Origin of the sequence: Pedobacter lithocola (assembly GCF_042650845.1) — a bacterium.
GTDB lineage: Bacteria > Bacteroidota > Bacteroidia > Sphingobacteriales > Sphingobacteriaceae > Pedobacter > Pedobacter lithocola.
This window is the reverse complement of sequence record NZ_JBHSBW010000016.1, coordinates 207,147-220,467: the sequence shown is the minus strand read 5'-3', so window position 1 is coordinate 220,467 and position 13,321 is coordinate 207,147. Positions and strand designations below refer to the sequence as shown.

The window sequence follows — 13,321 nt, the reverse complement described above, 5'->3', positions numbered from 1 at the left end:
CCAAAAAAGCCAATTACTTAAGAATCGTAATTGGCTTTTATATTTAGAAAGAAAGAATCTTTATGCGTCTAAAATTTTGAATACTCCTTTAATGCAAATAAATGCACCAATAAATAAAATTATCCATGATACTAATGATAACATCCAAGAATCAAAAGCGAAACGAGCATAAGTACCTACCATGCAAACCAGTACGCCAAAAATCATTAATTTATATATTCCGGGCTGGTTAGCCGTTTTCATACTTTCTGTATTGTGCTTTAATTCGTTGTTCTCCATAATGTTTATTTTTATGATGAAGCAAAAGTAATACTTATTGCTGAATATTTACACATACTTAGTAACTTTTTAATCGTTCTAAACGCTGTTTAGCTTTATCTTTATCACTAAGGTTTTCTCCTTGATATAAAGGCTTTTCCCAATCGCCATACATTGGGTTTGGCAACACAATATATTTTGTACCAAATAAGGTTTGGTTTGAATTTACCTGCGCAGCAGTATTTTTATTTTCACGATAAAACACATTCGAAAAATCGCTTAAGTTATCACCGCAAAGCAAAAGGACATTGTGTGTTTCTGCAATTTTCTGCCGACGAGGTTCTTTGTTTGAAGTTCCTTTTGAAACCAACAAATGAGCATCATCGGCATAAGGAAAACCAAATTTTTGTAGATTTTTTAGCGTTGCCGAATAATCCTTTTCATCGCGATTGCTAAGGTAAAAAGTTTCTATATTTTTCGACGCTGCGAATTTTAAAAAAGACAAAGCACCAGGAACAGTATCAGCCTGAGCCAAATTTGTCCAAGCTGTCCAATCTATAGGATTATAACTCAAACCCTTTTTAATTTCATGTCCCTGAAATGGCGAATTATCTAAAACGGTTTCATCTATATCAACGATAACACAATTGGGTTTTCGACTTGTATCTGCCCATAGTGACTCTTTTAATGATAACCGAGCAAAGTTATAAGCCTGAAAACACAAAGCCTTGTATTCCCCAGATGTTTGCTGCCAAAGCACGGCATTGGTGTAATCTCTGGCAGGTGATTGAGCATTTACAAAAAATGGAGCAAGTGATAAAATGATCAGAATATATTTTTTCATAATTAAAATTCTGATACAAAGATATTAAACTGCCTATGAATGTAAGTTTCGCAGGGCAAAAAAATAATGAGATTACTATAGTAACATACATGATGGAAATACAAATATTTAGGTAATACTATGAATTCAGTTAAAGGTTTTTAATAGGTTTGCCCAACACACAAACAACCAATAATATGAAATTTAAAAATTTACTTTGGCTTAGCCTAGTCGTACTTTTCTTTTACTCATGTAAAAAAGATAATCCAAATATCGATATTCCAATAGATAAAGCCGATATAGTTGCCTCATTGAGCGATTCTGCTGCATATACTATTGATGGGAAATTGATTACAGTAAATAAAGTGAATTCATTTGGAGGCTTCAATCTGCAGCCGAATTCAAAAATAGATTCGATTGTTAACTACTCAAAATACATTTCTGGAGATAAGGATTCGTTTATGTTCGGTCAGCGTTATGATATTCATGACTTAGATTATCATAATGATATAAGTTTTGTTTTCGCAAAGAAATTCAATAAGAAAAATATGAATAGCAATAATAGTATTTGGTCTAATACGCCGAAAAACTATTTAGAAATGTTTTATACAGGTAATTATCCTTATGCAGTGGATTTGTATAATGAAAATACACAAAATGGCGTTGCAATTTTCGTCCGTAACAGTAGCCAATATTATAAAACCAGCGGACCTGATTTTTTCGGGCAAGCTACAACTATTAAAAAAGATGCTCAAAAAAATTCAAAATTCGAAGTTGTTAAGTTAACCAAATTAAAAACAGGCAGCTATATGTTAGAGGCAAAGTTTAGTGCTACAATTTTTGATGATAAAGAAAAGCCCAAAAAAATCGAGAATGGTTATTTGAGATTAAAACTAAATATTTTATAAAACTTATTAAAAAACAAAGCCCATCTCAATTAAGAAATGGGCTTTGTTTTTTTCAATCCTTCAACAGGCTTAGTATAACAATTTTTTATCCGTTCAACGCTGCTGCTCCACTTACGATTTCTGTTAATTCAGTTGTAATTGCTGCTTGTCTAGCTTGGTTGTAAGATAATTTCAGGGCCTTTAATAACTCACCAGCATTTTCGGTTGCTTTATCCATTGATGTCATACGTGCGCCATGCTCTGATGCATGAGAATCTAAAACTGCTTTGTACAACTGTATTTTAACCGATTTAGGAATCAATTGTTCTACAATTTCTTCTTGTGATGGCTCTAAAATATAATCAATGTTAGTTGTTTTACTTTCAACTTTAGCCTCTTCTGCCTTTGGTAATGGCAACAATTGTTCTGAAGTTATAATTTGAACTGCTGCATTTTTAAATCGATTGTAAACCAATTCTACCTTATCAAAGTCGCCTTTGATAAAACCAGCCATTATTGCATCAGTAATTTTAGTTACGTTTTCGAATGTTAAAGCCGAGTAAACTTCATTGTTGTTACCAATAACGTTGTAGTTACGTTTTTCGTAAAAATCCTGGGTTTTCTTACCGATAGAAATAATGCTCACGTTACCGTTTTTCAGCTGTTCGCTATATTTCTCAGCAATTAAATTATTGGCCGCTTTAATTACGTTCATGTTAAAGGCACCAGCCAAACCACGGTTTGATGATACCGTTACAATCAATACCTTATTGGGTTCACGCTCTTGGATAAAAGGCGATGAAGAACCCTCTAAACTTGCTGATAGATTCGCTAAAATCTCTTTCAGTTTAGTTGCATAAGGACGTAAAGCGATAATTGCATTGGTTGCACGCTTCAACTTCGCCGCCGAAACCATTTTCATAGCTTTGGTAATCTGCTGGGTTGATTGTACCGACGCAATTCGGTTTCTTACTTCTTTTAAATTAGCCATTCTTTATTTAGATGTGAGATGTGAGATGTAAGATATGAGACGTTTCCGGCCCAATCTCAAATCTCAAATCTCATGTCTCAAATCTTATTAATATTTACTTGAAATCTCTTTTGCTACTGTATCTAAAACACCTGTAATGGTATCATCAAATTTACCAGCTTTTAATGCCGCTAAAGTTTCTGGATGACGCATTTCCAATTGGGTTAAATATTCAGTTTCGAATTCTTTTACTTTATCAACTGGTACACTACGCATTAAGTTTTTAGTACCTGCATAAACAATTGCAACTTGTTTCTCAACCGTAAATGGTGTAAATTGTGCTTGTTTTAGCATTTGTACGTTACGAGCACCTTTATCTAAAACCGATTTCGTTGCAGCATCTAAATCAGAACCGAATTTAGAGAATGCCTCTAACTCACGGTATTGAGCCTGGTCTAACTTTAATGTACCTGCTACTTTCTTCATCGATTTAATTTGAGCATTACCACCCACACGTGATACCGAAATACCTACGTTAATAGCCGGACGAATACCTGAGTTGAATAAATTCGACTCTAAGAAAATCTGACCATCAGTAATCGAAATTACGTTAGTTGGAATATATGCAGAAACGTCACCCGCTTGAGTTTCGATAATCGGCAAAGCTGTTAATGAACCACCACCTTTAACGATATGTTTAATCGACTCGGGCAAATCATTCATCGCTTTAGCGATATCATCATTCGCGTTAATTTTTGCAGCTCTTTCTAACAAACGGCTGTGTAAGTAGAAAACATCACCTGGATAAGCTTCACGACCTGGTGGACGACGAAGTAATAAAGATACCTCACGGTAAGCAACTGCTTGTTTAGATAAATCATCATAAACAATTAAAGCTGGTCTACCTGTATCACGGAAAAATTCACCAATTGCAGCACCAGCAAACGGAGCATAGAACTGCATTGGAGCAGGGTCTGCAGCCGAAGCAGCAACAACAACTGTATATGGTAAAGCACCGTTTTCTTCAAGTGTACGTACAATGTTTGCAACGGTAGAGTTTTTCTGACCAATGGCTACATAAATACAGAACACGGGCTGGCCTGCTTCATAAAATTCTTTTTGGTTAATAATGGTATCGATACAAACTGCAGTTTTACCAATCTGACGGTCGCCAATAACCAACTCACGTTGACCACGACCAATTGGAATCATTGCATCGATTGCTTTAATACCAGTTTGCAAAGGCTCATTTACCGGCTGACGATAAATTACACCTGGTGCTTTACGCTCTAAAGGCATTTCGTAAGTTTCACCTAAAATCGGACCTTTACCATCTAAGGGTTCTCCTAAAGTGTTAACTACGCGGCCAAGCATACCTTCACCAACTTTAATAGAGGCAATTTTTTTGGTACGTTTAATTGTATCACCTTCTTTAATCTCGTCAGATGCACCCAAAAGTACCACACCAACGTTATCTTCTTCAAGGTTTAATACAATGCCCTGTAGGCCGTTCGCAAATTCAACCAACTCACCCGATTGAACTTTAGTTAAACCGTAAACACGGGCAATACCGTCGCCCACTTGCAACACGGTACCAACTTCTTCCAGTTCGGTTTCTGATTTAAAGCCCGCCAATTGCTGTCTGATAATTGCCGAAACTTCGTCTGGTCTTACCTCTACCATAATTTTAATTTATATCTTTTGTAAATGTAAATCTTGTAATTCTTTTGTTATTCCAGTCCCGCTTTCTGCTTTAGTCTTTTTGCTTTCAGCTTCAAAGCCTATCGCTGCCAATCGGGTTTATATATTTTAGTACTGTAGTCCTTCGGTTATTTCAGTATCCCTCACAGTTCATCAAACTTATCTTGATACTTGATACTCAAATCTCGATACTACAGCGCAAATTCTTTTTTCAGTTTACTCAAGCCACTCGCAATACTTGCGTCAAATTGTTTATCGCCAACTTTTAAAATAAAGCCACCAATTAGTTTCTCGTTAATTTTCTCTTTAACAATAACTTCATTAGCACCTAATTCTCTTTTAACAATTGCAATAATCTGCTCTTTGGCTTCAGCACTTAAGGCTGTTGCCGTAGTTACATCAGCGGTAACAATTCCTTTTATTTGATTGTATTGTTGTATAACCTGTTTCGCTGTTGCATATAAAATTGCCGAGCGACCTTTGTTTACCACAATTTTGAAAAAGGCAATGGTTAACTTACCAACTTTATCCGCAAAAATTCCATTTAATATACCAGTCTTTTTATCTAAAGGTACAATTGGGTTTTTTAATATTGCTTCCAGTTCAGGGGTTTCATTAACCACTTTCTCAAACAAAACCATATCATTATAAGATTCGGCTAAACCGTTGTTTTCAACAGCTAAGTCGATTAATGATTTGGCGTATCTGCTTGCAACTTTAATTTCTGACATATATTTTGAGTCGTAAGTTGTAAGTCATAAGTTGTAAGTTTTAGTTGTCGATTAAAAATCTTTCAACTGCACCACAATACTTAAAACTTAAAACGTAATACTTATAACTTAATTTAATTCAACGTCTTTTAACAAGTTTGCTACTAAAGCTTCTTGCTTGGTCTTATCATCTAATTGAGTACGCAAAACACGTTCGGCAATTTCTAATGATAAAGTAGAAACCTGATCTTTAACTTCAGCTAAAGCTGCTTTCTTTTGGTTTTCAATTTCGATTTTAGCTTTCTCAATTAATTTAGCACCTTCTACCTGAGCTTGTTTTTTAGCTTCGTTTAAGATACCGTCTTTTAAGGTTTTAGCTTCCTTTAAAATTTCATCGCGTTCAGCACGTGCTTGTTGCATCAAATCTTGATTTTGGCTGGTTAAACGAGCCATTTCTTGTTTAGCCAATTCAGCTTTGTTTAATGCTTCATCAATGCTTTGCTCGCGTTCGTGAATAGCACCTAAAATAGGTTTCCATGCAAACTTTTTAAGTAAAATCAATAAGCAGATAAACGCTAATGATGTCCAAAAAACCAATCCTATGCTTGGGGTTACTAATTCCATTTTATCTAATTTTTAAAATAATCTTTGCTATTAAGGCTGGGTAAATAACCAATCGTTAAATACCCTGCCTAAAATTTTTTCAGTTTGAATTACTGAGGATTGTTTCCTAATAATGCAACTACTACACCGAATAAAGCAGCACCCTCAATAAGGGCAGCAGCAATAATCATTGCAGTCTGAATTTTTGATGCAGCCTCTGGTTGACGAGCAATACCTTCCATTGCTTTACCACCTACTTGACCGATACCGATACCTGCACCGATTACTGCTAAACCGGCACCAATTGCCGCGATTGAACCTACCATAACTAATTTAATTTATATTAATTGTAAAAAATAGTTTTCTGTTAATGATGTTCTTCTACTGCCATACCAATAAATAAGGCAGTAAGTAATGTAAAAATAAAGGCTTGTAAAAATGCAACAAGTAACTCTAACACATCCATAAATAATACAAATGCAACAGATACTGGTGCAATAGCCAATGTTTCGAAAATAAAGATTAAGGAAATTAAACTTAATACTATAATGTGACCAGCTGTAATGTTCGCAAACAAACGAATCATTAATGCAAACGGCTTAGAGATAATACCGATTAACTCCACAGGAATCATAATTGGATATAACCAAAGTGGCACATCGGGTTTAAAAATGTGCTTCCAATAATATTTGTTACCATTTATGTTCACAACTATCATTGTTCCTAAAGCCATTACAAATGTTAATGCAATATTTCCAGTAACGTTTGCTCCCCCAGGAAAAATAGGAATCAAACCAAATAAGTTATTAAAAAGAATAAAGAAAAACGTGGTTAATAAATAAGGCATGAATTTCGCATATTTATGACCAATGTTTGGTTTAGCTATATCATCTCTAACGAAGATTACAATCGGTTCAATGAAAGATTGTAAACCTTTTGGTGCTTTACCTACACGTTTTTTGTAAGCGCCCGCAACCGAAATAAATACGATTAGTATAACCGCAATTGCAACAAACATTGCAGCTACGTTTTTAGTAATAGAGAAATCTAAAACAGATGCTTCTTCATCAATTTTACCATCGGCCCCAACAACTTTAATGTGGTCTTCTTCTAAACGATAAGTATTGTATTTACCAACGTAATCTTGCTCACCATGATGAAAGTTACCCGAAGAAAAAACTTCTAAACCACCATTTGTATATAAAATTACTGGTAAAGGTAATGAAGTATGACCCCACAAATGCCACATGTGCGAATCTGCAATGTGTTCCATGATAACCTTAGTAGGCTCGAATTTTTCTTTTCCATGCTCCACAGTGCCATGTTCACCAGAAACAGCTTCAGCAGTTTTAACAACAGCACTATCAACAGGAACAACAGCACTATCAGTTTGAGCGAAAGTATCAATCTTGCTAGATAAAAACGCGATTAAAAGCGTAAAAACAACAATTACCTTCTTAACTTTAGATACTAAAACTTGGTTACAATCCATTTATTGGCAGATTTTTACTTTAAATTTTGGTGGCGCAAGTTACGTAACAGACAGTATATTTCAAAGACAGAAAACAATAAATATAAAGAAAAAAAATTTAGGAGAAATAGAACCCCAATTCCCTTGCCTTTTATACTGTAAATCAATACAAAAGCCATACAAAAAATCATCTTCACGGCAATCGATCCCATAATTGCCATTATACCCACTTCAGGATCTCTTTTTACACCAATGTCTACAAGTAAATAAGCGATAAAAGTTATACCAGCCAGAAAACCAAACATCAACCAAAAGTTAGGTACAAATAAATTCGAACCCGGAAAAATAGAAGGCAAAACAGCAACCAATCCGATTAAAACACCGATGAAAATAAAATAGAAACTGGTAAATTTGGTTAGCGACAATGGATAATTTCTTTTCGAATAAAACTTCTCCAAAGATAGGATTTTAGCGTCAAGTAATTAGTGCGCAAGCGATTTATTATGTTGTTGGTTAATTAGGCGTACTCATTGAAAATTGCCAACTGAAAACTCACGGCTTAGTTGCCTGCCGAATGGCTTGATACAATGCTATTCCAACGCCAACTAAAGCAAATAAAGCTGTTATAATATTTGTTTTACTATTTCGATGTTCATCAATTTTATAACCAATGAAAGTTAATAAACCAATTGTTGCAATCATTTGGAAACCAATTGCAGAGTATTTTGCAGCAGCGTTCACTTTTTTTGTTGGTATTTCATCTTTAGGTTTTTCCATTATTAAATACAATAATTAAGTTAACTTTGAATAATAAACTTGTTGCCGAATAAAATAATTTTGCTTACATTTTGTTAATTGTATATATCCACCAAAAGCGATTTATTATACTTGAAAAAATTTATAAACAAAACCTTATCTCCCTTCCTCTTCTTTATTAGCTTATTCTTTATTTATGGCTGCGTGGCCAATAAAGATACCGCCATTGACCGTAAGATGCAAAACTTAACGGCTAGGTATAACTATATCTATAACTCAAATGTTTTATTAACTGAATATAATGAGGCACAATTGCAAATTTACCCCGATAATTACGAGAAAATTTTGCCGGTTTATCTCGATCCTGAGCCTCAAACAAACCTTACTTTAACCCCAGGCGTAGCCAATAAGCCTTTAGATGATGTAATATTTAAAGGTCAGGCAATTATTAATGAAAAGAGTTTTAGCAATTACATTGATGATGCTTACATGCTTTTAGGCAAAGCCAATTATTTAAAAGGGAACTACTTCATCGCGTCTGAATATTTCGATTATACTGCTAAAACGTACAGTAGTAATTTGAAAACATTCATTATGGCAATGAACTGGAAAGCCAAAAGCCAGATGGAGTTAAATAATATGGCTTATGCAGATAAGATTTTAGATACCATGTTGCGTGCTGTAGATCAATTGAAAAAAGATTTACCAGAGCCTTTAGCTACAACAGCACAAATGCGTATTTATCAAAAAAGAAATAAAGAGGCCATTTTACTATTAGAAACCGCAATTAGAACTGCTGATGAAAAGCAATTAAGGATTCGTTGGCAGTATATTTTAGCCCAATTGCAGGAGAAGGAGAATGACTTACAAAATGCTTTTATAAACTACACAAAAGTTGAGAATAGTAATGCACCTTTCGAAATGTATTTCCATGCAAATTTGCAGCGCATAAAAGTTCGGGCTTTAATAAGTGGATATAAGGTGGATGAAGATAAAGCTTTACTCGCCTTGCTGAAAGATGATAAAAACTTCGATTATACCGACCAGATTTATTACCAGGTTGGTGAACTTTTTTCTAAAGAAGGCAATTTTTTAAAAGCGGAAAGTAATTATCAAAAGTCTGTTTTGAATAGCACCAAAAATCAAACTCAAAAAGCCCTTTCGTATTTAAGAATTGCCGATTTAAACTTTAAAGAGTTTAAGAATTATATTAAGGCAAAATTGTATTATGATAGTACGGTAATGATTTTACCAAAAACTTTTCCTGATTACGATAACATTGCCAAGAAAGCAAATAACCTACAATATTTATCAGATAGATATACCATAATTTCTCGCCAAGATACTCTACAAGTATTTGCCAAATTACCCGAAAGCGAACGTGAAGCTAGAGTTAAAGAATATTTAAGACCAAAAGTTGAGGTTGCAACTGTTGCCAACATTAGCAATCTTTCTTTAAACGACCCAACTTTCCCTAATCAAACTTTAAATGCTAATCCATCGACAGGAAATGGAAACACTTTTTACTTTAATAATAATGCAGCAATAAGTAATGGATTTGCAGATTTTAAAAAGCGTTGGGGAAACCGGCAATTAGAAGATAACTGGAGACAAAGTGTTCGCACTTCAGCACAAGAAAACAATCAAATCTTAGCCGGAGGTAATGTTGCAACGGGAATTTCTACAGTAACCGATCCAAACATGCAGCCAACTGCAGGGCAAACTTCTGTAGAAAAACAGTATTTAGACTCTTTACCGGTAACACCTACATTATTAGCTTCATCAAACCAAAAAATTATTGATGCCTATTTTGAAATTGCAAGTTTTTATCAGCAAGAATTAAACGATAAAGACGAAGCCATAAAAGTTTATCTGGAGTTATTAAGGCGATTCCCAGAAAACAATCACCTTGCCGCAATTTATTACAGTTTGTATTTAAATTATAAAGGCAGCGAAGAAGGAAAAGCCAACGAATACCGCCAATTGGTTTTAACTAAATTTCCTGAATCCAATTTTGCCAAAACCATCCTCGATCCATCCTATTCAACCCGACAAAATGATTTAAGTAAACTGATAAATACGAACTATAACCGCACTTTTGATGCTTACGCAAAAAAAGATTACAGAAGTGTTATCAACCAGTCGAATGAAAACGTTAAAGCATATCCGAACAATGATTTAGCACCGCAATATGCCTATTTAAAAGCCATTGCAGTTGGGCGAACTTCAAAAGTTGATGCACTTTTAACTGAATTTAATTTAATTACGTTGCTTTATCCAAACGATTTAATTGTTGTGCCTTTGGTTAAAGACCATTTAAAATACATCAACGCCAATCTAGAAGAGTTTAAGCAAAGGCCAGTCGCTTTGATAGATTTTGATGCCAATGAGCCAAGGTTTGTTAGTCAGGCAGCCCCAGTTAACGCTAAGCCGAAGCCGATTGAAAATATAAATGCAGCGGTTGTAGAATTACCAAAGGCCGATGTTGTAAAAGTTGAAGAAAAACCTACCGAAATAAAAACAGATAATGCCAAACCTGCAAGCATATTTAGTGCAGCTACATCAAATACTTATTATTACGTGATAGATGTTGCAGATGCTTCCTTAACTTTGAGCTCTTCTAGATTTGGAATTGGCCAATTTAATCGCGGAAATTACCCCGATAACGATTTGGCTCATAAATTGGTAGAGTTAAATGATGATCAACTAATCTACGTAACCAGTTTTGTTGATTTAGAAGATGCAAAAATATACGAAGCGAGTATTAACGGCCAATTAAAAAACATAATGAAAGTGCCTGCAACAAAATATAAAAGCTTCATTATTAGTAAAGAAAATTTCGAAAAACTATCAGATAGGAATCGTATCAACGAATATTTGGAGTTTTACAAAAACAATTATTAAAATGAATAAACCCCTATCCGAAGCCGACGTTAGAAAATATAATCTCCGAATTTGGAAAATTGTAATCGGCGGCATTGCACTTTTCGCCATATTTATTTCTATGATGGGTTTTGGGCTTTTCGGTAGCTTACCATCTTTCAGAGATATTGAACACCCTAAAAGTAACCAGGCATCTGAAATTATGGCCGATGATGGTAGAACACTTGGAACATATTTCGTTCAAAACCGCTCAAACGTTACTTACAAAGAAATTTCTCCTAATGTAATAAACGGATTAATCGCTACTGAAGATACCCGATTTAAGGATCATTCAGGAATTGATTTCCAACGAACATTTACCATTATTGGTTACAATTTAATCGGCAAAAAACAAGGTGGTAGTACCATTACACAGCAATTGGCGCTAAACTTATTCTCTGAAGAAGGCAGACAACGCAATTTCTTTAAACGTGTAATGCAAAAATTTAAAGAGTGGGTTGTTGCTGTAAAACTAGAACGCAATTACACCAAAGAAGAAATCATCACCATGTATTTAAATACGGTTGATTTTGGTAATCAGGCTTATGGAATTAAATCGGCAGCACGTGTTTATTTTAATACTACACCAGATAAATTAACAGTTCCACAGGCTGCAACTTTGGTTGGAATGCAAAAAGGAATCACCATGTATTCGCCAACCCGAAACCCTGAGCGTTCTAAACAAAGACGAAATACGGTAATGGCTATGATGGTAAAATCTGATTTTTTATCGCAACAACAGTTTGATGAGGAAAAGGAAACGCCACTTAATTTACACTTTAATGCAGCTACAGTTAATGATGGTATTGCTCCTTATTTTAGGTCGGTTTTAAAAAATGATATAAAAACGATATTTGAAGAACAAGGCATTTTGAAGCCTGATGGAACGCCATACGATTTGGATAGAGATGGCTTAAAAGTTTATACCACCTTAAATTATGAAATGCAGGAATACGCAGAAGAGGCTCAAAAAGAGTACATGCGCATTTTGCAAGCTCAATTTATAAAAAGCTGGAAAGGTAGAAACCCATTTAAAGACAAAGCTCTACAAATTGAGCAAGGTGTAAAACGGTCTGACAGATATAAATCATTAAAATTAGAAGGAAAAACAGACGAAGAAATTAAAACCAATTTCAACACCCCTACTGATTTAACCATCTTTACGTGGAAAGGTAATGTTGATACTACCATGAAACCAATCGATTCAGTTCGTTACTATAAAATGCTTTTACGCAACGCCATGATGACAATGGACCCAACAAATGGTTATGTAAAAGCTTGGGTTGGCGGTATAAATTACGAACATTTTAAATACGACCAGGTAAAAATGGGAACTCGTCAGGTTGGTTCTACAGCTAAACCATTTACCTATGCTGTTGCTGTAGAAAATGGTTTTTCGCCTTGTTTAACTGTACCAAATGTGCCTGTAACCATCGAAGGTTATGGCGATCCTTACACGCCTAAATCTTCTGGCGTACCATTGGCAGGCTCAATTACTCTACAAAAAGCATTGGCATATTCTCAAAACTATGTTACTGCTTACCTAATGAAACAGGTTGGTCCGGTAGCAGTAGCCAATTTGGCTACCAAAATGGGCATAGCTGATGTTCCGGCTTATCCATCCATTTGTCTTGGTTCATTCGATGCTTCTGTGTATAACATGGTTGGCGCTTATGGTGCATTTGCAAATAAGGGAATTTACACCAAGCCTATTTACCTTTTAAAAATTGAAGATAAAAACGGAGTTGTATTATTCTCGCAAAAGCCAATACCAAAACCAATAATGAGCGAGGAAGTTGCTTATGTAATGACTAGAATGTTAAAAGGCGTTGTTACAAACGGAACGGGTTCTCGATTAAACTATAAATATCATATAAATGCCCCTATCGGAGGGAAAACGGGCACAACCCAAAATAACTCTGACGGTTGGTTTATGGCTGTAACACCACAATTAGTTACAGGAATATGGACAGGTTGTGAGGATCGTGCTTTTCACTTTTTAAGTACAAATCAGGGTGAAGGAGCAAATACTGCTTTACCTATTTTTGCTGGTTTTATAAAAAGAGTATACGCAAATCCGAAGTTAAAAATAAGTCATGCAGATTTCGAAGCACCAAAATCTGGCGTTTCAATAGTATTTGATTGCAATCAGTACCAGAAATTAGAAGAAGGTCCTACTGAATTAGATGAGAAGCTAGGTTTTTAAGTAATTAGTGATGC

13 protein-coding genes are annotated in these 13,321 nt (G+C 34.9%); 3 read left to right on the top strand and 10 right to left on the bottom strand.

What is annotated here, in order from left to right; translation table 11 throughout:
• Nucleotides 1–60: 60 nt before the first annotated feature.
• Nucleotides 61–279: a hypothetical protein gene (locus ACFOWA_RS19000; protein ID WP_123207329.1), complete on the bottom strand. Its 219-nt coding sequence runs from the start codon at nt 277–279 to the stop codon at nt 61–63.
• A 58-nt stretch (nt 280–337) separates the two neighbouring features.
• Nucleotides 338–1,102, bottom strand: a complete 765-nt coding sequence (locus ACFOWA_RS18995; RefSeq protein WP_378988377.1) for a 5'-nucleotidase, lipoprotein e(P4) family — start codon at nt 1,100–1,102, stop codon at nt 338–340.
• 176 nt (nt 1,103–1,278) lie between these two features.
• On the opposite strand from ACFOWA_RS18995, the gene ACFOWA_RS18990 reads away from it, so the two are divergent.
• Nucleotides 1,279–1,989 carry a hypothetical protein gene (locus tag ACFOWA_RS18990; RefSeq protein ID WP_378988375.1) on the top strand — a complete coding sequence of 237 codons (711 nt, stop codon included), beginning with the start codon at nt 1,279–1,281 and terminating at the stop codon, nt 1,987–1,989.
• Nucleotides 1,990–2,074: 85 nt separating this feature from the next.
• Here the strand turns inward: ACFOWA_RS18990 and atpG are convergent, their stop codons facing one another.
• From atpG to ACFOWA_RS18950, 8 genes are all read right to left on the bottom strand, one after another.
• Nucleotides 2,075–2,959, bottom strand: coding sequence for an ATP synthase F1 subunit gamma (gene atpG, locus ACFOWA_RS18985; protein ID WP_378988373.1), 885 nt, complete (start codon nt 2,957–2,959; stop codon nt 2,075–2,077).
• 87 nt (nt 2,960–3,046) lie between these two features.
• Nucleotides 3,047–4,621, bottom strand: a complete 1,575-nt coding sequence (gene atpA, locus ACFOWA_RS18980; protein WP_121284031.1) for a F0F1 ATP synthase subunit alpha — start codon at nt 4,619–4,621, stop codon at nt 3,047–3,049.
• 209 nt (nt 4,622–4,830) lie between these two features.
• Entirely contained in the window at nt 4,831–5,370 is a 540-nt protein-coding gene (gene atpH, locus ACFOWA_RS18975) for an ATP synthase F1 subunit delta (RefSeq protein ID WP_378988371.1), read from the bottom strand.
• Nucleotides 5,371–5,478: 108 nt separating this feature from the next.
• Nucleotides 5,479–5,973 (bottom strand): F0F1 ATP synthase subunit B, encoded by a 495-nt coding sequence (locus ACFOWA_RS18970; RefSeq protein WP_378988369.1) that lies wholly within the window; start codon nt 5,971–5,973, stop codon nt 5,479–5,481.
• A gap of 89 nt (nt 5,974–6,062) precedes the next feature.
• Nucleotides 6,063–6,278, bottom strand: coding sequence for an ATP synthase F0 subunit C (gene atpE / locus ACFOWA_RS18965; protein ID WP_056087863.1), 216 nt, complete (start codon nt 6,276–6,278; stop codon nt 6,063–6,065).
• Nucleotides 6,279–6,319: 41 nt separating this feature from the next.
• Entirely contained in the window at nt 6,320–7,444 is a 1,125-nt protein-coding gene (gene atpB / locus ACFOWA_RS18960) for a F0F1 ATP synthase subunit A (protein ID WP_378988367.1), read from the bottom strand.
• A 14-nt stretch (nt 7,445–7,458) separates the two neighbouring features.
• On the bottom strand, nt 7,459–7,728 hold the full coding sequence (locus ACFOWA_RS18955) for a hypothetical protein (RefSeq protein WP_378988365.1): 270 nt from the start codon (nt 7,726–7,728) through the stop codon (nt 7,459–7,461).
• A 247-nt stretch (nt 7,729–7,975) separates the two neighbouring features.
• On the bottom strand, nt 7,976–8,200 hold the full coding sequence (locus ACFOWA_RS18950; RefSeq protein WP_378988363.1) for an AtpZ/AtpI family protein: 225 nt from the start codon (nt 8,198–8,200) through the stop codon (nt 7,976–7,978).
• Nucleotides 8,201–8,311: 111 nt separating this feature from the next.
• Here ACFOWA_RS18950 and porW point away from each other — a divergent pair, with 111 nt between their 5' ends.
• Both porW and ACFOWA_RS18940 read left to right on the top strand, forming a co-directional pair.
• The gene (gene porW / locus ACFOWA_RS18945; protein ID WP_378988361.1) at nt 8,312–11,083 is read left to right on the top strand and encodes a type IX secretion system periplasmic lipoprotein PorW/SprE; all 2,772 of its coding nucleotides are present in this window, start codon (nt 8,312–8,314) and stop codon (nt 11,081–11,083) included.
• A 1-nt stretch (nt 11,084) separates the two neighbouring features.
• Nucleotides 11,085–13,307, top strand: a complete 2,223-nt coding sequence (locus ACFOWA_RS18940) for a transglycosylase domain-containing protein (RefSeq protein ID WP_378988358.1) — start codon at nt 11,085–11,087, stop codon at nt 13,305–13,307.
• Nucleotides 13,308–13,321: the final 14 nt, after the last annotated feature.

Coding starts and splice junctions, on each gene's coding strand:
- ACFOWA_RS18955 (WP_378988365.1), bottom strand. CDS start 7,728: ATGTTTGGTTTTCTGGCTGGTATAACTTTTATCGCTTATTTACTTGTA.
- ACFOWA_RS18940 (WP_378988358.1), top strand. CDS start 11,085: ATGAATAAACCCCTATCCGAAGCCGACGTTAGAAAATATAATCTCCGA.
- atpB (WP_378988367.1), bottom strand. CDS start 7,444: ATGGATTGTAACCAAGTTTTAGTATCTAAAGTTAAGAAGGTAATTGTT.
- ACFOWA_RS18995 (WP_378988377.1), bottom strand. CDS start 1,102: ATGAAAAAATATATTCTGATCATTTTATCACTTGCTCCATTTTTTGTA.
- ACFOWA_RS18950 (WP_378988363.1), bottom strand. CDS start 8,200: ATGGAAAAACCTAAAGATGAAATACCAACAAAAAAAGTGAACGCTGCT.
- ACFOWA_RS18990 (WP_378988375.1), top strand. CDS start 1,279: ATGAAATTTAAAAATTTACTTTGGCTTAGCCTAGTCGTACTTTTCTTT.
- atpA (WP_121284031.1), bottom strand. CDS start 4,621: ATGGTAGAGGTAAGACCAGACGAAGTTTCGGCAATTATCAGACAGCAA.
- atpE (WP_056087863.1), bottom strand. CDS start 6,278: ATGGTAGGTTCAATCGCGGCAATTGGTGCCGGTTTAGCAGTAATCGGT.
- atpG (WP_378988373.1), bottom strand. CDS start 2,959: ATGGCTAATTTAAAAGAAGTAAGAAACCGAATTGCGTCGGTACAATCA.
- ACFOWA_RS19000 (WP_123207329.1), bottom strand. CDS start 279: ATGGAGAACAACGAATTAAAGCACAATACAGAAAGTATGAAAACGGCT.
- ACFOWA_RS18970 (WP_378988369.1), bottom strand. CDS start 5,973: ATGGAATTAGTAACCCCAAGCATAGGATTGGTTTTTTGGACATCATTA.
- atpH (WP_378988371.1), bottom strand. CDS start 5,370: ATGTCAGAAATTAAAGTTGCAAGCAGATACGCCAAATCATTAATCGAC.